Source organism: Pseudomonas sp. LB3P58 (assembly GCF_054897895.1).
On record NZ_JBUBVE010000001.1, the window covers coordinates 5,690,472 to 5,717,231 of the forward strand.

Consider the following 26,760-nt stretch of genomic DNA (forward strand, 5'->3'; position numbering starts at 1 on the left):
CCATGCGTTTTCTGCCTGGCCTGATCTGCCTGCTACCCCTTCTGAGCCCTTTGGCTCATGCCGAAATGATTGACGATGTAAACGACCGTGGCGAATTGCGTATTGCCCTTGAGGCTAATACACCGCCCTTCAATTTCAAGGACGATGGCCAACTTTCGGGCTTCGAAGTCGAGTTGGGTCAACTGCTGGCCAACGAGTTGGATGTGCGGGCCGACTTCGTCGTTACCGATTCCGACGACCTGTTGAACGGTGTCGAAAGCGGTAAATACGACATCGCCATCAACCACATAGCAGTGACCCCGGACCTCAAGGATCGTTTCGACTTCAGCGAACCTTACATTCACACCAACGCGCAATTGATCGCGCAGAAGGAAGAGCCACGTTCGATTCTGCTGGTGCAGTCGTTGACGGAACAGAAGCCGAAGGCTGGCCCGGCAGTGAGCCTGGCGATTCCGTTTCAGAAAGGTAACCCGGCGTTTCACGCTAGCCTGGAGAACGCACTGCAGCGGATCAAGGCGGATGGGCGATTGGAGGCACTGGAACAGAAGTGGTTGGGGGCGGATGCGGGTGTGGCGCCCAAGCCTTAAGAATTTTGTCGCTCTTTAGATCCAGCCCCTCACCCTAACCCTCTCCCCAGGGGGCGAGGGGACTGACCGAGGTGTCTGGCGCTATCCATCGACCTGAAAGATGGAGTCGATTATGGATTCAACACAAAGACTTTCAGGTCGCGAAATTTCTTCAGTTCCCCACGATCAGTCCCCTCGCCCCCTGGGGAGAGGGTTAGGGTGAGGGGGTGAATTCTGGATCAGCCCAAAGCATCCAAAGCCACCGCTGCCTCAACCAACTCGAGCTCGCTGAAGACCTGCACGCCATGGCGCCTGAGCAACGCCGCAGTCACTCCCTCGCCACTCACCTTCACACCACTGAACGTCCCGTCATACGTCAACAGATTCCCGCAAGACGGGCTGTTGGCCTTGAGCACGGCAATGCGGATGCCGTGCTTTTGCACCAGTTCCAACGCCTGATAAGCCCCCGAGAGAAACTCGGCGCTGACGTCCTCGCCCTCGGTGGTGATCACTGAGGCGTGGCCATCAAGCACTTCACCACCCTGCCCGCCCGGAATCTCTGCCGCCGCCCTCGGCGTCGGCAAGCCACCGGCAACTTCCGGACACAACGGCACCACCCGACCTTCATCAAGCCACTGCTGAAGCTGATCGAACGGCCCACTGGCCCCGCCGTCGTAACGTACGCGGTGACCCAGCAGACAGCGGCTTACCAGAATTTTTTGCATGATCAGAACGGCTCGTTGCCACGCCGCCGAAACCAGCCGGTCAACGACAGGCGATCCCGGGTCGCGGGCAGGACTTCGTGGGGCACTTCACCCGACAGAAACACCACCAGGCATCCACCTGTGGGCACCACTTCATGTTCGACGCTTTCATCCAGGTACATGCGCAACTGGCCGCCGTGCTCTGGCAGCCAGGCGTCATTGAGATAGACCACCGCCGACACCATGCGCCGGTCGTCGTCGCGAAAACGGTCGACATGCTTGAGGTAGAACGCGCCGGGCGGGTACAGCGCGAAATGGCTTTCGAAATCTTCCAGGCCCAGAAACAAACCGCGATTCATCGCCTCGCGCAAGCTGTCCATCAAATCCAGATAGCTGTCGCACGCCAACGCCTGGCCGGGCTCGATCCACTGGATATGGTCGCCGCGAATCCCCTCGCGAATCTCGGATGTCGACCCGCGTCCCACGGCAGCCGGGGCCAATTCGCCCTCGGCAGCACGTTTGCGGCACTCAGCCGCCAGTTCCCGGGTCAGACCCAGAGGAAGGAAAATATTCTGCTGCGACCAGCCGTGTTCGGCCAGGTCATCGACGATACGTAACAGCAGCGGGTGATCAGAGGGTATTCGCATGCCGCGCATAGTATTCCTGTGCCTGAAAATCCGACAGAGCCGCGCAGCGGGTTGATACGAATTCTCGACAAGGACGAATGCCACACGGAGAATAGTCGCCTGCTGACAGGAGTCCCTATGCGCCGTTTGCTTTTTTCACTGTTGATGTTCTGTGTATTGCCCGCGTGGGCAGACGGCCACGACCAGTTGTACAAGGTCGCCGGTTGGCCAGAACAACGCGCGCATTTCAACGACGCTCTTTCGGCCGCTCAGCAGCGGTACCAGAACAGCCTGCCGCCGGCAGTGTTCCAGGCGCTGGTGAATAACAGCAATCAGCGCTTTGCCCCCCAGGCCGTCGACCAGCGCGCCGAAGCGCAATTACGCAAGACCCTCGCCGACCCGAAACCCGCGCTGACGTTCTTTCAGTCACCCTTGGGCAAGAAAATCGTGGCCGCCGAATTGCTCGCGACCCGTCGCGATCAGCTGGCAAAAAACGCCAAGGGTTTACCCAAGATCCAGGCCAGCGACAGCCGTATGCTGATCATCGGCCATCTGGCCCAGGCCCTGCCCGCCCGCGAGGCTGGTGCTGAAGTCAGCCTGGCGATTGCCGGTGTCGCGGCTGACAGCCTCAGTTCGATGATCCCCGGCCTGCTCGGCGGTGGTCAGGCTCAAGGCATGTTGAACGGTCAGCGTCAGCGCTTGATGGACCAGATCGGCAGCGACCTGAACAACACGCTGTTGTATGTCTATCGCGACCTGTCGGATGAAGAACTGGAAGAGTTCGCGACCTTCGCCGAGTCCACCGAGGGCAAGGCTTATTACCAGGCAGCGTTGGCGGCGATTCGCGCGGGGCTGGCGGTGGGGCAGGATACTTCAACGCTACGCCAGTAATTTTTAGTGCCTGCAAGGGACCCTTCGCGAGCAAGCCCGTTCCCACACTTGATCGCTGCCGTACACAAAATTAGTGTTCGCTGGAGATCTAATGTGGGAGCGGGCTTGCTCGCGAAGGGGCCGCCACAGCCGCTAAAGACTCCGGCCTTTAATCCGCTTGGTCAAAAACCCGAAATACTCCCGCCGCAACGCCAGCGTCTCATTCGCCAGGTGATGCCGCGCCTCAGGCAACATCAACACCTGCGGCCGATCGAACTTGCCCCGCAATACTTCAAGGTTATGCTCCCAGTCCACGGTCATGTCCGCCTGCCCCTGCACAATCAGCGGTCGTCGCATGCTGTACGGTGCGGCTTCGATGCGTTTGATCCAGCGCGACAGCGCACCGACCCAGGCGGTCGGCAAACGTAACGGCTGCAACGGATCGGCTTGCAGAAAGGGAAGAAAATCCGGGTCGTTGGAGTTCTCGCTGAAGCGCCGGGCGATGGCTTTGACGAAAGGCTTGAGCAGGTAATAGCTGAGCTGCGACCAACCCCAGGCCCGCGGCCTTACCAACGGTGACAGCAGAATGACCTGGCCCTGGGCCGGACTGCTGACGCCCTGATTGAGCACATGATCGATCACGATCGCGCCGCCAGTGCTTTGCCCGCACAGGTGCCATGGCTGCGGCAGATCGAGGGATTGCGCTTCGGTGAACAACCCTTGCAGCGTGTCCTGATACTCGGTGAAATCCTTGATGCTGGCCCGTTCGCCACTGGACAACCCGTGTCCCGGCAGGTCGCAGGCAATCACCGCAAAATCCTGATCCAGCGCCCATTCGATCACATGCCGGTAAAGCCCGGTGTGATCGTAAAAACCGTGGAACAAAAACAGTGTCGCCTTCGCCCGCTCCGGCCACCAGACCTGGCTGACCACTTCATAACCATCGACCGCGAAACGTCCAAGGCCACTGCGCACGTTACGTCCCGCAAAATCCAGCCCGTAGAAACGCTGGTAAGCCAGCGCTTCCACCGACAGCGGCTGCCAGTCGGCCAGCGGCCGCAGGCTGGCACGCAGATGATGGGAGTCGAAAGTGGCAGACATGAGCAATTCCAGAACGCGAAACGGACTTTATAGACCTGCGATATTCATCTGTCGCGGCAAGCATGGCAAGCTAGCGCACCTTCGAGGACTGAAATCCATGCGCTCGCCCTACCGCGCCACACTGCTTGCCAGCCTGCTCGCCCTCGTGTGTGCCGGCGTGCTGTGGGCTGCTTACGACTGGTTTGAGGGGCGCTACCTGCGAGCGTTCAGCGAGCACACCGCGGTGTTCTCCGGCGACCCGCTGCGCCTGCCCGACAATCTCGCCGGCCCCGGCGCCATCCGCCTCGTGCACTTCTGGGACCCGGCCTGCCCGTGCAACGTCGGTAACCAACAACACCTGAGCGAACTGGTTGAGCACTATGCACCGCAAGGCGTGGAGTTTTATTCGGTACAAAAGCCTGGCAGCCACGGGCAGTTACCGAGCACCTTAAGCAGCCTGAAAAGCATCGCCGTCCTGCCAGGCTCCGAACAGATCCCCGCGAGCCCGGCCGTGGCGATCTGGGATCGCAGCGGCAAACTGGCGTATTTCGGCCCGTATAGCGAAGGCCTGACCTGCAATTCGAGTAACAGCTTTATCGAACCGATTCTGCAAGCGTTGAGCGAAGGCCGCGCGGTGAATGCCACGCACACACTGGCCGTGGGTTGTTACTGCCCGTGGCCTGTCGACGCAGTGAAGTAAGGCTGACAGGAGACGCGAATCCCTCCTAAGTGCGATGGCCATGTCGGCAAGCCGTGTTAAACAGTGGCGCCAGGGAACTGCTGCCACAGATAACAACAAGGAACCACCATGAAACGTAGCCTGACCGTTCTCGCCCTGCTGATTGTTGCGCTCGCCGCAGGTGCAGGTTGGTACGTCTTCAGCAAGCAGCCGTCACGCCAGGGCATGGTGGAGCTGCAACACCTGCAAGGTTCGGTCACCGTGCGCTACGACGAGCGCGGCATCCCGCACATCCGCGCCGAGAACGAAACCGACCTGTACCGCGCCCTCGGGTACGTGCACGCCCAGGACCGGCTGTTTCAGATGGAAGTCCTGCGCCGCCTCGCCCGCGGCGAGCTGGCCGAGGTACTGGGCCCGAAACTTCTCGACACCGACAAGCTGATGCGCAGCTTGCGCATTCGCGAACGCGCCGACACCTACCTGGCGAACATGGACAAACAGTCGCCGGCCTTTATCGCCATGCAAGCCTATCTGGATGGCATCAACCAGTATCAGGACAGCCACCCAAAACCTGCGGAGTTTGATGTACTGGGCATACCCAAACGCCCGTTCACCGCTCTGGACACCATCAGCATCACCGGTTACATGGCCTACAGTTTTGCCGCAGCGTTTCGCACCGAACCGTTACTGACCTATGTGCGCGATCAACTGGGCGCCAACTACCTGAACGTCTTCGATCTCGACTGGCAGCCCAAGGGCGTGCTGGCGAAAAACCGCAGCGGTGCCATGCCACCCCTCGCCAGTACCGACTGGAAAGACCTCAACGCCCTCGCCCGACTCAGCGAACAGGCACTCGCCGACAACGGCTTGCCGCAGTTCGAGGGCAGCAACGCCTGGGCCGTCTCCGGCAGTCGGACCAAAAGTGGTAAACCGCTGTTGGCCGGCGACCCGCATATCCGTTTTTCCGCGCCGTCGGTGTGGTATGAAGCGCAGCTCTCGGCGCCGGGTTTTGAGCTCTACGGCCACTATCAGGCATTGATGCCGTTCGCCTCCCTCGGGATGAACCGCGACTTCGGCTGGAGCATCACCATGTTCCAGAACGACGACCTCGATCTGATTGCCGAAAAGGTCAATCCGGACAACCCCAATCAGGTCTGGTATCGCGGCAAGTGGGTGGACATGGTGACCAGCGAACAGCAGATTGCGGTCAAGGGCCAGACACCGGTAACCCTGGTGCTGCGCCAGTCGCCGCACGGCCCGATCGTCAACGATGCGCTGGGCAGCGGCGTCGGCAAAACGCCAATCGCCATGTGGTGGGGTTTTCTCGAAAGCCAGAATCCAATCCTTGAGGGCTTCTACCAGCTCAACCGCGCCGACACCCTGGCCAAGGCGCGCAGTGCCTCCGCAAAGGTTCAGGCGCCGGGTCTGAACATCGTCTGGGCCAACGCCAAGGGCGACATCGGCTGGTGGGCAGCGGCGCAATTGCCAAAACGTCCGGCGGGTGTGCGTCCGGGGTTCATCCTCGATGGCAGCACCGCCGACGCGGACAAGGAAGGTTTCTACCCGTTCAGCGCCAACCCACAGGAAGAGAACCCGGCACGCGGTTACATCGTCTCGGCCAACTTCCAGCCGGTGTCGCCGACCGGCATGGAGATTCCCGGTTACTACAACCTGGCCGATCGAGGTCAGCAGCTCAATCGCCAGCTCAGCGACAAAACCATCAAGTGGGATCTGGACGCCAGCCAGAAGCTGCAACTGGGCACCACCACCGCTTACGGCCCGCGCCTGTTGGCGCCGTTGTTGCCGGTACTACGTGAAGTGGTGAGTGATCCCGCCGAGCTCAAGCTGGTGGAGCAACTGGCGCAGTGGAAAGGCGACTACCCGCTCGATTCCACCAGCGCCACGCTGTTCAACCAGTTCCTGTTCAACCTGGCTGACGCGACGATGCACGACGAACTGGGCAATGACTTCTTCGAGACTCTGCTGTCGACCCGGGTGATTGATTCCGCACTGCCTCGCCTGGCCGCGACGGCCGATTCACCGTGGTGGGACAACCGCAACACCCTCGGCAAGGAAACCCGCGCCGATACGGTCAAGGTTGCGTGGCAGGCGAGCATTGCTCACCTCAAAACCACCCTCGGCGCCGATTTCGCGCAATGGCAGTGGGGCAAGGCGCACACCCTGACGCATGGCCATCCGCTGGGGCAGCAAAAGCCGCTGGATCGTATCTTCAATGTCGGCCCGTTCGCGGCACCCGGTACTCACGAAGTACCGAACAACCTCTCGGCCAAAATCGGCCCGGCGCCGTGGCCAGTAACTTATGGTCCCTCGACCCGCCGCCTGATCGACTTCGCCGACCCGACCCACAGCCTGACCGTCAACCCGGTTGGCCAGAGTGGCGTACCGTTCGACAGCCACTATGACGACCAGGCTGAGGCGTATATCGAAGGGATCTACTACCAGGCGCATCTCAACGACGAAGAGGTCACGGCCAACACCCGCAGCACGTTGAAGCTATTGCCAGCGCGGGCTGCGCAGTAGATCGAAATCTCATTGGCTGTTCTATCGCCATCGCGAGCAAGCTCGCTCCCACATTGGAATGCATTCTCCTGTGGGAGCGAGCTTGCTCGCGATGAGGCCCTGACAAGCGACAAAAATGTCAGGTCAAACCATCGCCGCAAAGTTCAGCCTGAACTGCTGTGGCGTCACCCCCAGCCTGCGGTTGAACACACTGCGCATGTGCTGGGCATCGCGAAATCCGCACTGATAGGCCACGGTCTTCAGCGGCGAGTGGGTGCTTTCAAGCAGCACCCGCGCCGCATCCACCCTGGCCCGTTCGACGAATTCCGCCGGGGTGACTTTCGCCTCTTTGGCAAACACCCGGGAAAAGTTGCGGGCACTCATGTTCGCGGCGTTGGCCAGGTCGGCAATTGCCAGGTCGCCCGTCAGGTTGGCCAACACGTAGAGCTGCACCAACGCCACCGCCGAAGTGGGTTCGGCGTGTGGCGTGAGGAATGGGCTGAACTGTGACTGCCCGCCCGAGCGCTGAGTGAACACCACCAGTCGCTTTGCCACGCTCAATGCGACTTCCGGACCGTGATCCCTGGCCAGCAAGTACAGCGACAGATCAATCCCCGCCGTGACACCCGCCGAGGTGTAGAGCTCGCCGTCCTCCACGTAAAGGCGATCCGCCTCAACCTGAGTCGACGGACACAACTGCGCCAGCGCCGCGGCGTCGCCCCAATGGGTGGTGACCGTTCGCCCTTCCAGCAACCCGGCCCGGGCGAGCATGAACGCGCCATTGCAGATCGAGCCAAAGCGTTGCGCCTGCGCGCAGGCATCGCGCAGCCAGGCATCGAATGCCGCACCGAAATCCATGAACGGCAACTGCGGCCCACCGGCCACCAGCAGCAAGTCATAGGCCTCCAGCGCTTCGCTGAAATGCCGATGGGCATTGAGTGACAAACCGTTGGAACACGCCATCACCCCGCGCTCGACGCCGATCACCTCCAGTCGATAGTGATCTGCCGGCTCAAGGAAACGATTGGCTTCGCAAAACACATCCATGGGACCGGTGACGTCCAGAGACTGAACGCCTGCGAACACCACGATGGCAACGGTTTTACTCATGGCAAGATTCGCCTTCCAGGTATTGAAATGAAAGTCGGCGTACATCCCGGATTATCTGGTTCAACCCTAGCCAATCCGCGCCCAACAAGCGAGGTTGGCGCGATATGCATGCTCATTGGCCGGGATCGCAGCCATGGATCGATTGTCCGGTTTCGGAGGGGCGGACAGACTGAACCCATCAGCGCCGCCACGGCGTTCCCCACGAGGACAGCACCATGAGCAGCACCATCGCCGGTATCAAAATCCCCGACAGCGCGTTGGCCAAGGCCACCACAGAATACATTCGTGACGTCGAATCAGACCTGTTGTACCACCACTCGCGCCGGGTGTTTCTGTTCGGTGCCTTGAGCGGTGAACGCAAGCAACTGGCCTACAACCCCGAACTGTTGTACGTCGGCGCGATGTTCCATGACTTGGGTCTGGTGGAAGGTCATCGCACTGACGATGAGCGCTTCGAAGTCGATAGTGCCAACGCTGCCAAAGCGTTCCTCAAACCCTACGGTTTGTCCGACGACGATATCGAGCAAGTGTGGCTATCGATTGCTCTGCACACCACACCGGGCGTGCCGCAACATTTGCGTCCTAACGTAGCGTTAGTCACTGCCGGCGTTGAAATGGATGTGCTGGGCATCGATTACGCAGCGTTCCCCAGCGCGCAACGCGAAGAAGTGGTGCATGCCCACCCGCGTGGCGAAGGGTTCAAGGAATGCATCCTGTGTGCGTTCGCCAATGGCTTCAAACACAAGCCGGACACCACTTTCGGCACCGTAAACGCGGATGTGCTGGTGGATAGCGAGCCAGGCTTCAAACCGATGAACTTCGTCGAGATCATCCGCAAATCCCCTTGGGTGGCATAAGCAAAATGTGGGAGCGAGCTTGCTCGCGATAGCGGACTGTCATTCAACATTTTCGTTGAATGTTACGCCCTCATCGCGAGCAAGCTCGCTCCCACATTGGATCTGGGTTGGCCACACTGTTGTGGTCAACCCGGCATGACTTCAAGCCGCTTCTGGCGCCTGGGCGCGACGCACGTCCGGCTGTTTCCAGGAGTCGGCAGCGCCTTCTTCGATCGCCTGCTGAATCGCACGTTTGCGACTCTCTTCGGCACGACGGCTGAAGAACCAGACCAGGAACGTCATCAGCGATACCGCCAGCAGAATCAGGCTGGCCACGGCGTTGATCTCGGGTTTCACGCCCAGACGTACCGCCGAGAACACTTCCATCGGCAGGGTCGTCGAACCCGGACCGGACACGAAGCTCGCCAGCACCAGGTCATCCAGCGACAGGGCAAACGACATCATGCCGCCAGCCCCCAACGATGGCGCGATCATCGGGATGGTGATCAGGAAGAACACCTTCCACGGCCGTGCACCAAGGTCCATGGCCGCTTCTTCGATGGACAAGTCCAGCTCACGCAAGCGCGCCGAGACCACCACCGCCACATACGCCGCACAGAACGTGGTGTGCGCGATCCAGATGGTGATGATGCCGCGCTCCTGTGGCCAGCCGATCATCTGCGCCATCGCCACGAACAGCAGCAACAGCGACAGACCGGTGATCACTTCAGGCATCACCAGCGGCGCGGTGACCAGGCCGCCGAACAGCGTGCGACCTTTGAAGCGGGTGATACGGGTCAGGACGAACGCGGCCAATGTACCCAGCGCCACCGCCGCCACCGCCGTGTAGCAGGCGATTTCCAGCGAGCGCACCACCGAGCCCATCAGTTGAGTGTTGTCCATCAAGCCGACGTACCACTTGATCGACCAGCCGCCCCACACCGTCACCAGTTTGGAGGCGTTGAACGAGTAGATCACCAGGATCAGCATCGGCGCGTAGATGAACAGTAAACCCAGCACCAGCATCAAGCTTGAGAAACGGAAGCGCTTCATTCTTTACCCTCCATTTCTTTGGCCTGACTGCGGTTGAACAGGATGATCGGCACAATCAGGATCGCCAGCATCACCACCGCCAGGGCAGACGCCACCGGCCAGTCACGGTTGTTGAAGAACTCTTGCCAGAGCACTTTACCGATCATCAGGGTTTCCGGACCGCCGAGGAGTTCCGGGATCACGAACTCGCCGACCACCGGAATGAACACCAGCATGCAGCCCGCGACGATGCCGTTTTTGGACAGCGGTATGGTGATCTTCCAGAAGCTGTTGAACGTGCTCGAACCCAGATCGGATGCGGCTTCCAGCAGGCTGTTGTCGTGCTTCACCAGGTTGGCGTAGAGCGGCAGGATCATGAACGGCAGGTACGAATAAACCACGCCGATGTACACAGCGAGGTTGGTGTTGAGGATCTGCAGCGGTTCGTTGATCCAGCCCATGCTCATCAGGAAACCATTGAGCAGACCGTTGTTGCTGAGGATGCCCATCCACGCGTAAACGCGGATCAGGATCGCGGTCCAGGTCGGCATCATGATCAGCAGCACCAGCACCGTTTGCATCTCTTTACGGGCACTGGCGATGGCGTAGGCCATCGGGTAGCCGATCAGCAAACAGAGGATGGTGCTGATCAGCGCCATCTTCAACGAGCCGAGGTAAGCGGCGATGTACAACTCGTCGCCGGCCAGCATCGCGTAGTTGCTCAGGTTAAGCAGCAACTGCACTTTTTGGTCGAGGTAGCTGTAGATCTCGGTGTACGGCGGAATGGCCACGTCGGCTTCGGCGAAGCTGATCTTCAGTACGATGAAGAACGGCAACATGAAGAACATGAACAGCCAGATGAACGGAACCCCGATGACCAACTGGCGGCCACCGGGAATTATTCGACTGAGTCGACGTTTGAATTTGCGCATGTTCATGAGCGAAGTACCACGCCGCTGTCGTCTTCCCAATACACGTAAACCTGGTCACCCCAGGTTGGGCGCTGGCCACGGCGCTCGGCATTGGCGACGAAAGACTGGACGATCTTGCCGCTCGGCAGTTCGACGTAGAACACCGAGTGGCCACCGAGGTAGGCGATGTCGTGCACCTTGCCGCTGGACCAGTTGTATTCACAGGTCGGCATGGTCGGCGTCACCAGCAGTTTTTCCGGACGGATCGCATAGGTCACGGATTTGTCCTGCACCGACGTGCTGATGCCGTGGCCCACGTAAATCTGGCGGTCCAGGTCCTTGCAGGTGATGGTCGCGTGGCCTTCGGCGTCGTCGATCACTTCACCGTCGAAGATGTTGACGTTGCCGATGAACTCGCAGACCAGGCGACTGGTCGGGGTTTCGTAGATGTCGATCGGGCTGCCGATCTGGGCGATCCAGCCCAGGTGCATGATCGCGATGCGCTCGGCCATGGTCATGGCCTCTTCCTGGTCGTGGGTCACCATGACGCAGGTTACGCCGACCCGCTCGATGATCTCGACAAGCTCAAGCTGCATTTGCGAACGCAGCTTCTTGTCCAGAGCACCCATCGGCTCGTCGAGCAGCAACAGCTTCGGCCGCTTGGCCAACGAACGCGCCAGGGCCACACGCTGACGCTGACCACCGGACAACTGATGCGGCTTGCGTTTGGCGTACTGGCTCATCTGTACAAGCTTGAGCATGTCGGCCACGCGCGCATCGACTTCAGCGGCGGGGATCTTGTCCTGTTTGAGACCGAAGGCAATGTTCTGCGCCACGGTCATGTGCGGGAACAAGGCGTAGGACTGAAACATCATGTTGATCGGTCGCTCGTACGGCGGCATGTCGGTGATGTCTACGCCATCGAGGAAAATGCGCCCCTCCGTGGGCCGTTCGAAGCCTGCGAGCATGCGCAGCAACGTGGATTTGCCCGATCCCGAACCGCCGAGCAGGGCGAAAATCTCGCCTTTCTTGATTTCCAGGGACACATCGTCCACGGCAATCGTCTCGTCGAACTTCTTCGTGACCCGGTCGATTTTGACCAACACCTGTTTAGGTGATTGGTCGCCCTCGAGGGCTTTCTTATAGGCGCCGGAGGCAACTGCCATTTACGAAACTCCCAGAAAAAAAGAGTGCAGTTCGCTCAAGGTGAGCCAACCTTGGATAGTTTGAGCCTTGAAGCTATTTACCCGACTTGACCTTGGTCCAGCTGCGGGTCATCAAACGTTGAATGTTTGGTGGTAACTCGATAGACACGTAAGTCTTGTCGATAACTGCTTGCGGTGGATAAACCGATTCGTCGGTGCGAATGGACTGTTCCATCAGCTTGTCCGACCCTGGGTTAGGGTTGGCGTAACCCACGGAATCACTGACCTGGGCGATCACCTCAGGTTTCAGCAAATAGTTGATGAAGGCATGGGCGTCCTTGACGTTGGCCGCATCCTTGGGGATCGCCAGCATGTCGAACCAGAGCGCGCCGCCCTCTTTCGGAATCGAGTAGGCGATGTTCATGCCCTTGCCGGCTTCAGCCGCGCGGGCCTTGGCCTGGAACATGTCGCCGGAAAAACCGATCGCCACGCAGATGTCGCCGTTGGCCAGGTCCGCGATGTATTTGGAGGAGTGGAAATAGGTCACGTAAGGCCGCACCGCCAGCAACTTGGCTTCGGCCTTTTTGTAGTCTTCGGGGTTGGTGCTGTTAGCGTTCAGGCCCATGTAGTTGAGGACCGTAGGCATCATTTCATCGGCGGAGTCGAGGAACGCCACGCCACAGCTGTGCAGTTTCTTGATGTTCTCCGGTTCGAACACCACATCCCAGGAATCGATCTTGTCGAGGCCAAGCACAGCCTTGACCTTGTCGACGTTGTAACCGATGCCGTTAGTGCCCCACAGATACGGCACGGCGTACTGGTTACCCGGATCGTTTTGCTCCAGGCGCTTGAGCAGCACCGGGTCGAGGTTGGCATAGTTGGTGAGCTTGGACTTGTCGAGTTTCTGGAAAGCGCCCGCCTTGATCTGCTTGCCAAGGAAGTGGTTGGACGGCACGACCACGTCATAACCGGTACGCCCGGCCAGCAACTTGCCTTCCAGGGTTTCGTTAGAGTCGAAGACGTCATACACCGGCTTGATGCCGGTTTCTTTCTGGAAGTCTGCCAGGGTCGTCGAACCGATGTAGTCCGACCAGTTATAAATATGCACGGTGCCAGCCGCCTGGACACTAACGGCAAGCGTCAGTCCGGCGCCGACCAGCAGTGCATTGCGCAACAAAGAAAAAAATGGCACGTGGAGGTCCTCTAAAATTAGTTGGGCCCAAGTTGCCCCGCGTTACATGACAGCCATGGCTGCCTGGCAACAAAACCGGCGCGCAACTTACCCTCGAAAAACCGTTCCAGCAAACTTTATGAAGATCCCTGTAGCCGCTGCCGCAGGCTGCGTTCAACTGCGAAGCCGTTGTGCTGTCGAAAAGCGGAGGTCCTTCGGACCTCAACGCAGCCTGCGGCAGCTGCTACAGGGTTTTACTTATTTACCCGATTTGATCTTGGTCCAACTGCGAGTCAGGATCCGCTGGGTCGCGGCCGGCAAGTCGGCAATCGCGTACAACTTGGCCTGCACGTCCGCCGGCGGGTAGATGCCCGGGTCAGCGGTGATGTCTTTATCAACCAACGGGGTGGCGGCCGCGTTACCGTTCGGGAAGCGCACGGCGTTGGTGATTGCAGCCATGACTTCCGGCTTCTGCAGGTAAGTCATGAACTTGTAGGCGCCTTCGACGTTTTCGGCATCTTTAGGGATGGCGACCATGTCGTAGAAGCTGCCTGCACCTTCTTTCGGAATGTTGTAGCTGACTTTGACCTTGTCACCGGCTTCTGCCGCACGTGACTTGGCCTGGTAGACGTCACCCGAGTAACCCACGGCTACGCAGATGTTGCCGTTGGCCAGGTCGGAGATGTACTTGGACGAGTGGAAGTAGGCAATCGAAGGACGGACTTTCAGCAGCAGGGCTTCGGCCTTGTCGATGTCTTCTTTCTTCTGGCTGTCGGTCGGCAGGCCCAGGTAGTGCAAAGCTGCCGGAATCATCTCGGTTGGCGAATCCAGCAGGCTGATACCGCACGACTTCAGTTTGGCGGCGTTTTCAGGCTTGAAGATCAGGTCCCAGGAGTTGGTCGGTGCGTCGGCCCCCAGTGCAGCCTTGACCTTCTCGGCGTTGAAGCCGATACCGATCGAACCCCACATGTAAGGGAAGGCGTGTTCGTTGCCCGGGTCGCTCACCGATACTGCTTTAAGCAGGTCAGGGTTCAGGTTTTTCCAGTTAGGCAGCTTGGACTTGTCCAGCTTCTGGTAAACGCCGGCCTTGATCTGCTTGGCCAGGAAGTTGTTCGACGGTACGACGATGTCGTAGCCGGACTTGCCTGCCAGCAACTTCGCTTCCAGGGTTTCGTTGCTATCAAAAACGTCGTACACCACCTTGATCCCGGACTCTTTCTCAAAGTTCGCGATGGTGTCCGGTGCGATGTAATCGGACCAGTTGTACACGTGAAGAACTTTATCGTCCGCCTGAACGGCGCCCGCCATCACGCCCATCAGGGACATGGCGAGGAGGGTCTTGCCAGCTATCTTCATACCTAATGCCTTCATGGGTAATGCTCCAATTTTTCTTTTTAACCACGTGTTCAGCGGCCTTTCCTGGGCATCTGAAACAACCGGTAGTCTGGCAAGATCCAAGGCAGGCTTTCAAGGAAAGCCCCATCCTTTGTTTGCGCTGAGCGAAATGCGAACTTCGCACCCCGCTCAGAGCCTAGCACTTAGCCCTGCAATGCACTCAGGGTCAGGTCCAGACACTTGCGTGCCTTGGTCACCAACTCATCGATTTCAGCCGGTGTAATCACCAGTGGCGGAGCAATGATCATGGTGTCGCCGACGGCGCGCATGATCAGGCCGTTTTCGAAGCAGAACGTGCGGCAGATCATACCGGCGCCCTTGCCTTCGTAACGCTTGCGAGTGGCCTTGTCCTGCACCAGCTCGATCGCCCCCAGCAGGCCCACCCCACGCACTTCCCCCACCAACGGGTGATCGTTCAGTTCCCGTAGACGCTTTTGCAAATAGGGTGCCGTTTCTGCATGAACGCGCTCGATAATTTTTTCTTCGCGCAGGATGCGGATGTTTTCCAGTGCCACCGCAGCGGCCACCGGGTGCCCGGAATAGGTGAAGCCGTGGTTGAAATCGCCACCTTCGTTGAGCACCGCAACCACTTCGTCACGCACGATCAGGCCACCCATAGGGATGTAGCCGGACGTCAGGCCTTTGGCGATGGTCATCATGTCGGGTTTGAGGTCGTAGAAATCGCTACCGAACCACTCACCGGTACGGCCGAAACCACAGATCACTTCGTCAGCCACGAACAGAATGTCGTACTTGGCGAGGATTTCCTTGATGCGCGGCCAGTAGGTGTCTGGCGGAATGATCACGCCACCGGCACCCTGGATCGGCTCGGCAATAAAGGCACCGACATTGTCCACGCCGACTTCCAGAATCTTCTCTTCCAGCTGATTGGCCGCCCAGATACCGAACTCTTCCGGTGTCATCTCGCCGCCTTCAGCGAACCAGTACGGCTGCGCGATGTGGACGATGCCCGGGATCGGCAAATCGCCTTGTTCGTGCATGTACGTCATGCCACCCAGGCTCGCGCCGGCCACGGTTGAACCGTGATAACCGTTCTTGCGGCTGATGATGACTTTCTTCTTCGGCTGGCCCTTGATCGCCCAGTAGTGACGAACCATACGCAGCATGGTGTCGTTGCCTTCGGAACCGGAACCGGTGAAGAACACGTGGTTCATGCCTTCAGGCGCGACATCGGAGATGGCCTTGGCCAGTTCCAGCACCGGCGGGTGAGCCGTCTGGAAAAACAGGTTGTAGTAAGGCAGTTCGCGCATTTGTTTACTGGCGGCATCGGCCAGTTCATCGCGACCGTAGCCGATGGCTACGCACCACAGGCCGGCCATGCCGTCGAGGATCTTGTTGCCTTCGCTGTCCCAGAGGTAAACGCCCTTGGCGTTGGTGATGATCCGCGGGCCTTTCTCTTTCAGCTGCTTGAAGTCGCTGAACGGGGCCAGGTGGTGATCGTTGCTCAGGGTTTGCCATTCACGGGTTTTCGGGTTGTTGCTGGTCATGCGAATCTCCTTAAAAAAATCAGGTGAAAGCGCCGCCCAATAACGGCGGCGCCCGGCGCATCAGACGGCGAAGAGCAGGAATTCCCGCTCCCACGAACTGATCACGCGCTTGAAGTTTTCATGCTCGGCCCGCTTGACCGCGACGTAGCCAGTGATGAATTTCTTGCCCAGGTATTTCTCGATGGTCGCGCTGTGTTCCATGCGTTCCAGCGCGTCTTCGATGGTCAGTGGCAGGCGCAGGTTGCGGCGTTCATAGCCACGACCCACCACCGGCGCACTCGGGTTCAAGCCTTCGACCATGCCGATGTAACCGCAGAGCAGGCTCGCGGCAATCGCCAGGTACGGGTTGGCGTCGGCGCCCGGCAGGCGGTTTTCCACCCGACGGTTTTGCGGCCCGGCATCCGGAACCCGCAGGCCCACGGTGCGGTTCTCTTCGCCCCACTCCACGTTCACCGGTGCCGAGGTGTCCGGCAGGAAGCGGCGGAACGAGTTGACGTTCGGCGCGAACAGCGGCAACAGCTCGGGGATCAGTTTCTGCAAACCACCGATGTGATTCAGGAACAGCTGGCTCATGGTCCCGTCTTCATTGGAGAAGACGTTCTTGCCGGTCTCGATGTCGATGATGCTCTGGTGCAAATGCATCGCACTGCCCGGCTCGCCGGTCATCGGCTTGGCCATGAACGTCGCCGCCACGTTGTGCTTGAGCGCGGCTTCGCGCATGGTCCGTTTGAACACCAGGATCTGGTCGGCCAGGGACAGGGCATCGCCGTGACGGAAGTTGATTTCCATCTGCGCCGTGCCGTCCTCGTGGATCAGCGTGTCGAGGTCCAGTTCCTGCAATTCGCACCAGTCATAGACGTCTTCGAACAGCGGATCGAATTCGTTTGCCGCTTCAATCGAGAACGACTGGCGACCGGTTTCCGGGCGACCGGAACGGCCAACCGGCGGTTGCAGCGGGAAGTCCGGGTCTTCGCAGCGCTTGGTCAGGTAGAACTCCATTTCTGGCGCCACGATCGGCTGCCAGCCCTTGTCGGAATAGAGTTTCAGCACCTTTTTGAGCACGTTGCGCGGCGACAGCTCGATCGGGTTGCCTTGCTTGTCGTAGGTGTCGTGGATCACCTGAGCGGTGGGCTCGATGGCCCAAGGCACCAGGAATACCGCGTTCTGGTCGGGACGGCAGATCATGTCGATGTCGGCCGGGTCGAGCAGTTCGTAATAGATGTCGTCTTCGACATAGTCGCCGGTCACGGTCTGCAACAGAACGCTTTCGGGCAGGCGCATGCCTTTTTCGGCAATGAACTTGTTGGTCGGCGAAATCTTGCCCCGGGTGATCCCGGTCAAGTCGGCGATCATGCATTCGACTTCTGTGATCTTGTGGTCTTTCAACCAATCGGTGAGCTGGTCGAGGTTGTTACTCATAAATGCCTCTTAGGCTTGGTTTCCTGACTCTTATAAGTCAGGCGTTGTTTAACGCATCGGCGTCGCGTTGTAATGCGCGCTTACGGCAGGCATCGCCAAATGCCTGGAAGATCGCAAGGTAATCCGGGTTTGAGCTTACCTGCCATTCGGGATGCCATTGCACTCCCAAAGCAAAACCCTTGCCCTGCGGGACCGAGACAGCCTCGATCAACCCGTCAGGAGCCAAGGCCTCGACGCATAGGCCCGGCGCCAGACGTTCAACGCCCTGACCATGAATCGAATTGACCTGTATCTCGCTCGCCAGGCCCAGGCCTGCGAGCACACCACCCGGTTGAATGTGCACCGAGTGACTTGGCGCATACTGTCCTTCAAGCGGTAGGCTATCGTCTTCACGGTGATCCATGAATGGACCGGCTTCGTGGACTTTTTGATGCAGGCTACCGCCGAACGCCACATTCATTTCCTGGAAGCCGCGGCAAATACCGAGTACGGGAATGCCGGCCTCGACTGCGGCGCGGATCAACGGGAGAGTGGTGGCATCGCGTGCAGAATCATGAGCAGTGCCCGGCGCGCTGGCTGGGCCGCTATAGTGAAACGGTTCTATATTGGAAGGAGAGCCTGTAAAGAGGATGCCATCCAGACCGTCCAGAATATCGGACGGTGCCAGCAAATCGGCCAGGGACGGAAGAATCACCGGCAGCCCCTTGGCCGCTGAGGCCACGGCGCGGACGTACTTGTCGCCACTGATGTGATACGCATGCAGACCGATCTGCTTAGAGCAGGCGGTGACGCCGATTAACGGCAGGCGAGACATGAAGCACCCCGGTATTATTGGTGTTATGGGTTTGAATCGAGCTTAGCCTTGTTCATTTTTTTACACAACACCCCCGTAAAAAATACAACACGGCCCGCTCAAGCCCGCAGCTGCTAAATCGCTCAAAGGCATAAAAACGCCCCAAAGTGCCTCAAAAAAGCCCCAAGGGTGCTTTTTTAGGGCAAAAAAGGCCTCGCTTGACTTCGGCATGCCGTTCGGGTTGACTGGAATCCGAAGAGATCAATGATTGATATTTTTAACAACAAAGGTGTTGCATCATGTCGGTACCCCCGCGTGCCGTTCAGCTTAACGAAGCGAACGCGTTCCTTAAGGAACATCCTGAGGTTCTGTACGTTGACCTTCTGATTGCGGATATGAATGGTGTGGTGCGCGGCAAGCGCATTGAACGCACCAGCCTCCACAAGGTTTACGAGAAAGGCATCAACCTGCCGGCCTCTCTATTTGCTCTGGATATCAATGGCTCGACGGTGGAAAGCACCGGCCTGGGTCTGGACATCGGCGATGCTGACCGAATCTGCTATCCAATCCCTGACACCCTGTGCAACGAGCCTTGGCAGAAGCGCCCTACCGCGCAACTGTTAATGACCATGCACGAACTTGAAGGTGAACCTTTCTTCGCGGATCCCCGTGAAGTACTGCGTCAAGTTGTTGCCAAGTTCGACGAGATGGGTCTGACCATCTGCGCCGCGTTCGAACTGGAGTTCTACCTGATCGACCAGGAGAACGTGAACGGTCGCCCACAACCGCCTCGCTCGCCAATCTCCGGCAAACGCCCGCATTCGACACAGGTTTACCTGATCGACGACCTCGACGAATACGTCGACTGCCTCCAGGACATTCTGGAAGGTGCGAAAGAGCAAGGCATCCCTGCCGACGCGATCGTCAAGGAAAGTGCCCCGGCGCAGTTCGAAGTGAACCTGCACCACGTTGCCGACCCGATCAAGGCCTGCGACTACGCGGTCCTGCTCAAGCGTCTGATCAAAAACATCGCCTACGACCATGAAATGGACACCACCTTCATGGCCAAGCCTTACCCGGGCCAGGCGGGCAACGGTCTGCACGTCCACATCTCGATTCTTGATAAAGATGGCAAAAACATTTTTGCCAGTGAGGATCCCGAGCAGAACGCCGCACTGCGTCACGCGATCGGCGGTGTGCTCGAGACCCTACCGGCGCAGATGGCTTTCCTCTGCCCGAACGTTAACTCCTACCGTCGTTTCGGCGCACAGTTCTACGTGCCGAATGCACCGTGCTGGGGTCTGGACAACCGTACTGTTGCGGTACGTGTGCCAACCGGTTCCGCCGACGCGGTCCGTCTGGAGCACCGCGTTGCCGGCGCCGATGCCAACCCGTACCTGCTGATGGCTTCGGTCCTGGCAGGCGTGCACCATGGCCTGACCAACAAGATCGAGCCGGGCGCACCCGTGGAAGGCAACTCCTACGAGCAGAACGAGCAAAGCCTGCCGAACAACCTGCGCGATGCGTTGCGTGAGCTGGACGACAGCGAAGTCATGGCCAAGTACATCGATCCGAAATACATCGATATCTTCGTCGCGTGTAAAGAGAGCGAGCTGGAGGAGTTCGAACACTCCATCTCCGACCTCGAGTACAACTGGTACCTGCATACCGTGTAAGCGGTTGCAGTAAAAACAACGCCGCCGGCCTCACAGCTTGCGGCGTTTTTTTATGTGTTCATAAAGTTGACCGAGTTGGATTCATCGCGAGCAGGCTCGCTCCCACAGGGGGATTTCTGTGCACACAGAATTTATGCTCACTGGAGATCAACTGTGGGAGTGAGCCTGCTCGCGATGGCGTCCTGGCAGACAACACACAACCCTGCTCGTACAATGCCCGCTGCCCCGCAGGAGACACCAATGACCCGACTCGCCACCCCACGCAAACCCCGCGCCCGCAGCCAGGCCCGGATCGATTCAATACTCGATGCCGCCCGCACGCTGCTGGCTGCCGAGGGCGTGGCCAGTCTGTCGATCTATAGCGTCGCCGAACGTGCGGAGATCCCGCCCTCCTCCGTCTACCACTTCTTTGCCAGCGTCCCGGCGCTGCTCGAAGCCCTGACGGCCGACGTCCACGCTGCGTTCCGTGCCTGCCTGCAAGCGCCCATCGACCACGAAGCCCTCAACGGCTGGCGTGATCTGTCGCGACTGGTGGAACAACGCATGCTCGCGATCTACAGCGAAGACGCCGCCGCCCGCCAGCTCATTCTTGCCCAGCACGGACTGACCGAAGTCACCCAGGCCGACCGTCAGCACGACATCGAACTCGGCGACCTGATGCACAAACTCTTCGATCACCACTTCGAGCTGCCGAGACTGCCGACGGACGTTGATGTGTTTGCCCTGGCCATGGAGCTTGGCGACCGCGTCTATGCGCGCTCGGTGCAACAACACGGACAGATCACGCCGCGCATGGCTGAAGAAGGGATGCGGGTATTCGACGCCTACCTAGGGCTGTATTTGCCGCCCTATCTGCCCAAGCGCGCTATAACTGCCTGATCCTCACTGGCTTCACTGACCCCTTCGCGAGCAAGCCCGCTCCCACAGTTGATCTCCAGTGAACATGAATTGTGTGCCCGACACTAATTCAATGTGGGAGCGGGCTTGCTCGCGAAGGCCGCACCGCCGAACTCACTGAATCACGCGCAAAAAACCCCGAAGGGCTAGACCCTCCGGGGTTGTGCGAAATGCACGCGCTTACAACTTGGCGATCGACACCTCAGTGGATTTCACAAACGCGATCACTTCGCTGCCGACCACCAGTTCCAGCTCTTTCACCGAGCGAGTGGTGATCACTGAGGTGACGATACCGGAAGCGGTCTGCACGTCGATTTCGGACAGCACGTCACCGAGTACGATTTCCTTGATGGAGCCTTTGAACTGGTTACGAACGTTGATGGCTTTGATCGTCATGATGTTGATTCCTGTCGTTGGATAAGGCTTGAGTTATTGGGCCCAACGCAATTGCGTAGGCAATGGTGAAACAGGTTCCGGTGCCGGCGGTTCGCCGGGCAACGCCAGTACGCGATTGAGGACTTCGGTTTCCAGCGCCGCCAGCCGATGGGAGCCACGAACCCGAGGGCGCGGCAGCTCAACGTGCAGGTCGAGGCCGACTTCGCCCTCTTCAATCAGGATCACCCGATCGGCAATCGCCACCGCTTCACTGACATCGTGGGTAACCAGCAACACGGTGAAACCGTGCTTCTGCCAAAGCCGTTCGATCAGCTGCTGCATTTCAATTCGGGTCAGTGCGTCCAGCGCACCCAGCGGTTCGTCCAGCAACAGCAAACGTGGTTGATGGATCAGCGCGCGGGCCAGGGCCACACGTTGCTTCTGGCCACCGGACAAGGCGGCCGGCCATTCATTGGCGCGGTCGGCCAGACCGACCGACTCCAACGCTTCCAGCGCTTGCGGACGCCAGTTGCCCTTGAGCCCAAGGCCGACGTTGTCGATGACCTTTTTCCATGGCAGCAAACGCGCTTCCTGGAACATCAATCGGGTGTCTTCCCGCGCCTCACTGAGCGGCGCGGAGCCCGCGAGCAATTCACCTCCCGTGGGTTTGTCGAGACCGGCGAGCAAGCGCAGTAAGGTACTTTTGCCGCAACCGCTCCGACCGACCACGGCGACAAACTGACCGGCCGGGATGTGCAGATCGATCTCACGCAGCACTTGCCGCGAGCCAAAGGTTTTTTGCAGCTTGCGCACTGCCAGCGGAATCCCGCGCAGCAGGCGCGGAGGTTGTTGAGCCGTCATGCCGCACCTCCTTTAACAACCTGATAGGCCGGGTGCCAGCGCAACCACACGCGTTCAAGTCCACGGGCCGCGAGGTCGGCGAGTTTGCCGAGCACCGCGTACAAGAGAATCGCCAGTACCACCACGTCGGTCTGCAAGAACTCCCGGGCATTCATTGCCAGGTAGCCAATGCCGGAGCTGGCGGAAATGGTTTCCGCGACGATCAACGTCAGCCACATGAAGCCCAGCGCGAACCGCACGCCGACCAGAATCGAAGGCAGCGCCCCCGGCAGAATCACCTGACGGAACAGGCTGAAACCGGACAAGCCATAACTGCGGGACATTTCCACCAACGCCGGATCGACGTTGCGGATGCCGTGATAGGTGTTGAGGTAGATCGGGAACAACGTGCCCAACGCCACCAGGAAAATCTTCGCCGACTCGTCGATGCCGAACCACAGGATCACCAGTGGAATCAGCGCCAGGTGCGGCACGTTGCGGATCATCTGCACCGAACTGTCGAGCAGGCGCTCGCCCCATTTCGACAGGCCGGTGATGAAGCCCAAGGTCAGACCGATGCTGCCGCCGATGGCGAAGCCCAGCGCTGCACGCCAGCCGCTGATCGCCAGGTGAGTCCAGATTTCACCGCTGCGCACCAGGCTGACGCCGGCTTCGATGACCGCGATCGGCGCCGGCAGAATCCGTGTCGACAACCAGCCCGCCGACACCGACAACTGCCACACCGCCAGCAGCAAAACAGGTAACGCCCAGGGCGCGAGGCTGTGGATAATTTTCTTCATGGCGCGCCTCAGCTCTGCGACGCGGCTTTGGGGAGAATGTCGTTGGCGACCATCTCACCAAACGGGCTGACGTAACCGGCGCTTTTCGGCAATTCCGGACGTTCGATGTCCAGGTGCGGGAACAGCAATTCGGCGACGCGGTAAGACTCTTCCAGATGTGGGTAACCGGAGAAGATGAACGTGTCGATGCCCAGGTCCGCGTATTCCTTCACGCGAGCGGCCACGGTCGGACCGTCGCCCACTAATGCTGTACCCGCACCGCCACGCACCAGGCCGACACCGGCCCACAGGTTGGGGCTGACTTCCAGGTTGTCACGGCTGCCGCCATGCAGCGCGGCCATGCGTTGCTGGCCCACCGAGTCGAAGCGCGCCAGAGAAGCCTGGGCGCGGGCGATGGTGTCGTCATCCAGATGAGAGATCAGCCGATCAGCCGCTTGCCAGGCTTCGGCATTGGTTTCACGAACGATCACATGCAATCGAATCCCGAAGCGCACGGTGCGCCCAAGCTTCGCGGCTTTGGCACGCACTTGCTCGATCTTCTCGGCAACAGCGGCCGGTGGTTCGCCCCAGGTCAGGACCATTTCGACCTGCTCTGCCGCGAGGTCTTGCGCCGCTTCCGAAGAACCGCCGAAGTACAGCGGCGGACGCGGTTGCTGGATCGGCGGATAAAGCAACTTCGCGCCCTTCACGCTGATGTGCTGACCGTCGTAATCGACGGTTTCGCCTTCCAGCACGCGGCGCCAGATGCGGGTGAATTCCACTGAGGCTTGATAGCGCTCTTCGTGGGTCAGGAACAAACCGTCGCCGGCCAATTCTTCCGGATCACCGCCGGTTACCAGGTTGAACAACGCACGGCCGCCGGACAGGCGATCCAGCGTCGCGGCCTGACGCGCTGCTACCGTCGGGGAAATGATCCCGGGGCGCAGGGCGACGAGGAATTTCAAACGCTGGGTCACCGGGATCAGCGACGCAGCCACCAGCCACGAGTCTTCGCAAGAGCGCCCGGTGGGAATCAGCACCCCGCCGAAGCCCAGACGATCCGCCGCTTGCGCAACTTGTTGCAGATAACCGTGGTCGACGGCGCGAGCGCCTTCGGCGGTGCCAAGGTAATGGCCGTCGCCGTGGGTAGGCAGGAACCAGAAGATATTGAGGCTCATGGAGTGGTCTCCTTAGGGATTCGAATTACTGAGCTTTGGCAACGGCCGCCGGAGGCGTCCAGATCACGTCTTTGATGCTCAGCGGCTTTGGAATCAGCTTGAGCTGATAGAAGGTGTCAGCAATTTTCTGTTGCGCGGCGACCACTTCAGGTGTGAGGAACAGCGCACCGTAGCCTTGGCGTTTCATCGAGGTCAGGGTGATGTCCGCTGGCAGGCCAATCAGTGGCGAAACTTGTTTGGTCACGTCTTCGGGATTGGCCTTGGACCATTCGCCGACGGCGCGCACTTCTTCCACCAGGGTCTTGATCACCTCAGGATTTTTCTGCGCGTATGGCTTGGTCGCGAGGTAGAACTGATGGTTGTCGACGATGCCTTGGCCATCACGCAGGGTGCGTGCTTGCAACTGTTGTTCGGCGGCGGCCTGGTACGGGTCCCAGATCACCCAGGCATCGACGCTGCCACGTTCGAACGCAGCGCGGGCATCGGCCGGCGGCAGAAATACGGTCTGGATGTCGGTGTATTTGAGGCCGGCATCTTCCAGTGCGCGGACCAACAGGTAGTGCACGTTGGAGCCTTTGTTCAGGACGACTTTCTTGCCCTTGAGGTCCTGCACCGATTTGATCGCCGAGTCCTTCGGCACCAGGATTGCTTCGCTGTGCGGCGCTGGTGGTTCGTAGGCGACATAGAGCAGATCGGCGCCGGCGGCTTGAGCGAATACCGGTGGAGTTTCACCTGTAACGCCGAAGTCGATGGAGCCGACGTTCAGGCCTTCGAGCAGTTGCGGGCCGCCGGGGAATTCAGTCCATTGCACGTCCACGCCTTGGGCGGCGAGGCGTTTTTCGAGTGTGCCTTTGGCTTTGAGCAGCACCAAAGTGCCGTATTTTTGATAGCCGATTCGCAACGTCTCGGCTTGTGCTTGAGAGATAACGCCGAAGGACACAGCCGCAGCAAACAGAGCGACCAGACCACGACGCAAAATGACAGTGCGCATAGCGCTCTCCTATTTGCTGTTGGGTTTTGGCTGCACCTGCTTGGCCGTTGGCGGCTGAGTAAGGTGAGTACTTCAAGTTCAGGTGTGGTTTAAGTGCTGGCTTAAATGCTCCAGCGAGCACTCAACAAACGTTCATTCAACAGATTCGGATCGATCGGCTTGGGCCGTCGCGCCATGGCGCTGAAAAACAGTTCCAGTGATTCATTCAGTCTTTCTTCCAGCTCCGGTGCCAACTGCGCCTGGACGCTGCCTTCGCCGTAAGCGATCTGGCTGTCTACGGCGAAAATCCCGTGAAGCATTTCCTGGGCTTTCAACGCCGACAACACCGGCTTGAGCGCGTAATCCACCGCCAACATGTGAGCGATGCTGCCACCGGTGGCCATTGGCAACACCACCTTGTGGGCCAGGGCACGCTCGGGCAGCAGGTCCAATACAGTTTTCAATGCGCCGGAGAACGACGCCTTGTAGACCGGCGTGGCGATCAGCAGGCCATCGGCGTTTTCAATCTGTTGCAGCAGGTCGATCACCTTTGGGCTGTCGAAGCGTGCATGCAGCAAGTCTTCGGCCGGGAAGTCCCGTACCTGGTAACTCACCACTTCCACTCCTTGCTCCTGCAACCAGCGTTGGGAGCGTTCCAGCAGCACCCCGGAACGGGAGCGTTGGCTGGGACTTCCACCGAGTGAGACGACCAGCATTCAGACGATTCCTTGAACGGTGTTGGCGATTCGCAGCTTGCGATCTCGCTTTGATGGAAGTGACCTTAACAGGTGATTGTTATATCCATAAATCATATTTATTCATTTGGTTATTCTTTATAGACCTATGCGAAATGCCTTTCTCCGGGCAAAAAAATAGGCCGTAAAAACGGCCTGAAATCCCCTGCTTTGTGGATGCCTTGAAAAGATCGCAGCCTGCGGCAGCTCCTACGGGTGTACGCCGATCCATGTAGGAGCTGCCGCAGGCTGCGATCTTTTGATCTTCAACGATTCGGCTGCGGCGTCAGACGCAGGTACGGCTTCACCGCGCGATAGCCCTTGGGAAAGCGTTTCTTGATTTCGTCTTCGTCCTTGAGCGACGGCACGATCACCACTTCATCACCGTCCTGCCAGTTGGCCGGGGTGGCCACCTTGTAGTTGTCGGTGAGTTGCAGCGAGTCGATCACGCGCAGAATTTCATGGAAGTTACGGCCGGTGCTCGCCGGGTAGGTGATGGTCAGCCGAACCTTTTTGTTCGGGTCGATCACGAACAGCGAACGCACGGTCAGGGTGTCGTTGGCATTGGGATGGATCAGGTCGTAGAGGTCCGAGACCTTGCGGTCGGCGTCGGCAAGGATCGGGAAGTTGACGAGGGTGTTCTGGGTTTCGTTGATGTCTTCGATCCACTTGTGGTGCGAGTCCACCGGGTCCACGGACAGGGCAATGGCTTTCACACCACGTTGGGCAAATTCGTCCTTGAGCTTGGCAGTGAAGCCCAATTCGGTGGTGCACACCGGGGTGAAATCCGCCGGATGGGAAAACAGCACGCCCCAGCTATCGCCCAGCCATTCGTGGAAACGGAGGGTGCCGGCGCTGGAATCCTGTTCAAAGTCGGGGGCGATATCGCCCAGTCTGAGGCTCATGGTGCTGCTCCTGGTGAGTGCTTGTTGGAGTCAACTGTGCC

26 protein-coding genes are annotated in these 26,760 nt (G+C 59.3%); 7 read left to right on the top strand and 19 right to left on the bottom strand.

Translation table 11 applies throughout. From position 1 onward, the window contains the following. Window positions 1–2: 2 nt before the first annotated feature. Window positions 3–587 carry a transporter substrate-binding domain-containing protein gene (locus ACYZTZ_RS26565; RefSeq protein WP_462000148.1) on the top strand — a complete coding sequence of 195 codons (585 nt, stop codon included), beginning with the start codon at window positions 3–5 and terminating at the stop codon, window positions 585–587. A 218-nt stretch (window positions 588–805) separates the two neighbouring features. Here ACYZTZ_RS26565 and ACYZTZ_RS26570 read toward each other — a convergent pair whose 3' ends face one another. Together ACYZTZ_RS26570 and ACYZTZ_RS26575 are read right to left on the bottom strand one after the other, a co-directional pair. Next, the gene (locus ACYZTZ_RS26570; protein ID WP_462000149.1) at window positions 806–1,291 is read right to left on the bottom strand and encodes a 2-thiouracil desulfurase family protein; all 486 of its coding nucleotides are present in this window, start codon (window positions 1,289–1,291) and stop codon (window positions 806–808) included. A 2-nt stretch (window positions 1,292–1,293) separates the two neighbouring features. Beyond that, complete coding sequence (locus ACYZTZ_RS26575; RefSeq protein WP_462000150.1) at window positions 1,294–1,926, bottom strand: 2OG-Fe(II) oxygenase; 633 nt, start codon at window positions 1,924–1,926, stop codon at window positions 1,294–1,296. A 108-nt stretch (window positions 1,927–2,034) separates the two neighbouring features. Here ACYZTZ_RS26575 and ACYZTZ_RS26580 point away from each other — a divergent pair, with 108 nt between their 5' ends. Beyond that, window positions 2,035–2,787: a DUF2059 domain-containing protein gene (locus ACYZTZ_RS26580; RefSeq protein WP_462000151.1), complete on the top strand. Its 753-nt coding sequence runs from the start codon at window positions 2,035–2,037 to the stop codon at window positions 2,785–2,787. A 132-nt stretch (window positions 2,788–2,919) separates the two neighbouring features. On the opposite strand, the gene bipL is transcribed toward ACYZTZ_RS26580, so the two are convergent. Further along, a complete protein-coding gene (gene bipL / locus ACYZTZ_RS26585) occupies window positions 2,920–3,867 on the bottom strand; it encodes a phospholipase BipL (RefSeq protein ID WP_462000152.1) in 948 nt (315 codons plus the stop codon). A 97-nt stretch (window positions 3,868–3,964) separates the two neighbouring features. Here bipL and ACYZTZ_RS26590 point away from each other — a divergent pair, with 97 nt between their 5' ends. Together ACYZTZ_RS26590 and ACYZTZ_RS26595 are read left to right on the top strand one after the other, a co-directional pair. Beyond that, complete coding sequence (locus tag ACYZTZ_RS26590) at window positions 3,965–4,546, top strand: DUF6436 domain-containing protein (RefSeq protein WP_046045161.1); 582 nt, start codon at window positions 3,965–3,967, stop codon at window positions 4,544–4,546. Window positions 4,547–4,654: 108 nt separating this feature from the next. Next, on the top strand, window positions 4,655–7,066 hold the full coding sequence (locus ACYZTZ_RS26595; RefSeq protein ID WP_462000153.1) for a penicillin acylase family protein: 2,412 nt from the start codon (window positions 4,655–4,657) through the stop codon (window positions 7,064–7,066). A gap of 123 nt (window positions 7,067–7,189) precedes the next feature. Here ACYZTZ_RS26595 and ACYZTZ_RS26600 read toward each other — a convergent pair whose 3' ends face one another. Next, a complete protein-coding gene (locus tag ACYZTZ_RS26600) occupies window positions 7,190–8,155 on the bottom strand; it encodes a GlxA family transcriptional regulator (RefSeq protein ID WP_056739111.1) in 966 nt (321 codons plus the stop codon). A 215-nt stretch (window positions 8,156–8,370) separates the two neighbouring features. On the opposite strand from ACYZTZ_RS26600, the gene ACYZTZ_RS26605 reads away from it, so the two are divergent. Next, window positions 8,371–9,012, top strand: coding sequence for an HD domain-containing protein (locus ACYZTZ_RS26605; RefSeq protein WP_046045159.1), 642 nt, complete (start codon window positions 8,371–8,373; stop codon window positions 9,010–9,012). A 141-nt stretch (window positions 9,013–9,153) separates the two neighbouring features. Here the strand turns inward: ACYZTZ_RS26605 and ACYZTZ_RS26610 are convergent, their stop codons facing one another. From ACYZTZ_RS26610 to ACYZTZ_RS26645, 8 genes are all read right to left on the bottom strand, one after another. Continuing rightward, window positions 9,154–10,044, bottom strand: a complete 891-nt coding sequence (locus ACYZTZ_RS26610) for an ABC transporter permease subunit (protein ID WP_046045158.1) — start codon at window positions 10,042–10,044, stop codon at window positions 9,154–9,156. Next, window positions 10,041–10,961 carry an ABC transporter permease subunit gene (locus ACYZTZ_RS26615; protein ID WP_462000154.1) on the bottom strand — a complete coding sequence of 307 codons (921 nt, stop codon included), beginning with the start codon at window positions 10,959–10,961 and terminating at the stop codon, window positions 10,041–10,043. Before ACYZTZ_RS26615 ends, ACYZTZ_RS26610 begins: the two co-directional genes overlap by 4 nt. After that, window positions 10,958–12,100, bottom strand: a complete 1,143-nt coding sequence (locus tag ACYZTZ_RS26620) for an ABC transporter ATP-binding protein (protein WP_046045156.1) — start codon at window positions 12,098–12,100, stop codon at window positions 10,958–10,960. The genes ACYZTZ_RS26615 and ACYZTZ_RS26620 overlap by 4 nt, the downstream gene beginning before the upstream one ends. A gap of 73 nt (window positions 12,101–12,173) precedes the next feature. Continuing rightward, on the bottom strand, window positions 12,174–13,271 hold the full coding sequence (locus ACYZTZ_RS26625; protein WP_046045155.1) for a polyamine ABC transporter substrate-binding protein: 1,098 nt from the start codon (window positions 13,269–13,271) through the stop codon (window positions 12,174–12,176). A gap of 237 nt (window positions 13,272–13,508) precedes the next feature. Then, window positions 13,509–14,606, bottom strand: coding sequence for a polyamine ABC transporter substrate-binding protein (locus ACYZTZ_RS26630; protein ID WP_046045154.1), 1,098 nt, complete (start codon window positions 14,604–14,606; stop codon window positions 13,509–13,511). Between the two features lie 182 nt (window positions 14,607–14,788). Further along, window positions 14,789–16,153, bottom strand: coding sequence for an aspartate aminotransferase family protein (locus ACYZTZ_RS26635; protein WP_462000155.1), 1,365 nt, complete (start codon window positions 16,151–16,153; stop codon window positions 14,789–14,791). 60 nt (window positions 16,154–16,213) lie between these two features. Next, window positions 16,214–17,572 carry a glutamine synthetase family protein gene (locus tag ACYZTZ_RS26640; RefSeq protein ID WP_046045152.1) on the bottom strand — a complete coding sequence of 453 codons (1,359 nt, stop codon included), beginning with the start codon at window positions 17,570–17,572 and terminating at the stop codon, window positions 16,214–16,216. Window positions 17,573–17,609: 37 nt separating this feature from the next. Beyond that, on the bottom strand, window positions 17,610–18,386 hold the full coding sequence (locus ACYZTZ_RS26645) for a gamma-glutamyl-gamma-aminobutyrate hydrolase family protein (protein WP_462000156.1): 777 nt from the start codon (window positions 18,384–18,386) through the stop codon (window positions 17,610–17,612). A gap of 278 nt (window positions 18,387–18,664) precedes the next feature. Here ACYZTZ_RS26645 and ACYZTZ_RS26650 point away from each other — a divergent pair, with 278 nt between their 5' ends. After that, window positions 18,665–20,041, top strand: a complete 1,377-nt coding sequence (locus tag ACYZTZ_RS26650; protein WP_008150449.1) for a glutamine synthetase family protein — start codon at window positions 18,665–18,667, stop codon at window positions 20,039–20,041. A gap of 240 nt (window positions 20,042–20,281) precedes the next feature. After that, the gene (locus ACYZTZ_RS26655; protein WP_462000157.1) at window positions 20,282–20,920 is read left to right on the top strand and encodes a TetR/AcrR family transcriptional regulator; all 639 of its coding nucleotides are present in this window, start codon (window positions 20,282–20,284) and stop codon (window positions 20,918–20,920) included. A gap of 198 nt (window positions 20,921–21,118) precedes the next feature. Here ACYZTZ_RS26655 and ACYZTZ_RS26660 read toward each other — a convergent pair whose 3' ends face one another. The 7 genes from ACYZTZ_RS26660 to ACYZTZ_RS26690 form a co-directional block, all read right to left on the bottom strand. Further along, a complete protein-coding gene (locus ACYZTZ_RS26660; protein WP_003229256.1) occupies window positions 21,119–21,334 on the bottom strand; it encodes a TOBE domain-containing protein in 216 nt (71 codons plus the stop codon). Between the two features lie 33 nt (window positions 21,335–21,367). After that, a complete protein-coding gene (gene ssuB / locus ACYZTZ_RS26665; RefSeq protein WP_123368564.1) occupies window positions 21,368–22,174 on the bottom strand; it encodes an aliphatic sulfonates ABC transporter ATP-binding protein in 807 nt (268 codons plus the stop codon). Continuing rightward, a complete protein-coding gene (ssuC, locus tag ACYZTZ_RS26670) occupies window positions 22,171–22,953 on the bottom strand; it encodes an aliphatic sulfonate ABC transporter permease SsuC (RefSeq protein WP_046045148.1) in 783 nt (260 codons plus the stop codon). The genes ssuB and ssuC overlap by 4 nt, the downstream gene beginning before the upstream one ends. 8 nt (window positions 22,954–22,961) lie before the next feature. Then, on the bottom strand, window positions 22,962–24,110 hold the full coding sequence (gene ssuD / locus ACYZTZ_RS26675; protein WP_008026018.1) for an FMNH2-dependent alkanesulfonate monooxygenase: 1,149 nt from the start codon (window positions 24,108–24,110) through the stop codon (window positions 22,962–22,964). Between the two features lie 25 nt (window positions 24,111–24,135). Continuing rightward, window positions 24,136–25,101: a sulfonate ABC transporter substrate-binding protein gene (locus tag ACYZTZ_RS26680; protein WP_462000158.1), complete on the bottom strand. Its 966-nt coding sequence runs from the start codon at window positions 25,099–25,101 to the stop codon at window positions 24,136–24,138. 101 nt (window positions 25,102–25,202) lie between these two features. Further along, window positions 25,203–25,796: an NADPH-dependent FMN reductase gene (ssuE, locus tag ACYZTZ_RS26685; protein WP_008150435.1), complete on the bottom strand. Its 594-nt coding sequence runs from the start codon at window positions 25,794–25,796 to the stop codon at window positions 25,203–25,205. Between the two features lie 284 nt (window positions 25,797–26,080). Next, on the bottom strand, window positions 26,081–26,719 hold the full coding sequence (locus ACYZTZ_RS26690) for a peroxiredoxin (RefSeq protein ID WP_129440176.1): 639 nt from the start codon (window positions 26,717–26,719) through the stop codon (window positions 26,081–26,083). Window positions 26,720–26,760 lie beyond the last annotated feature (41 nt).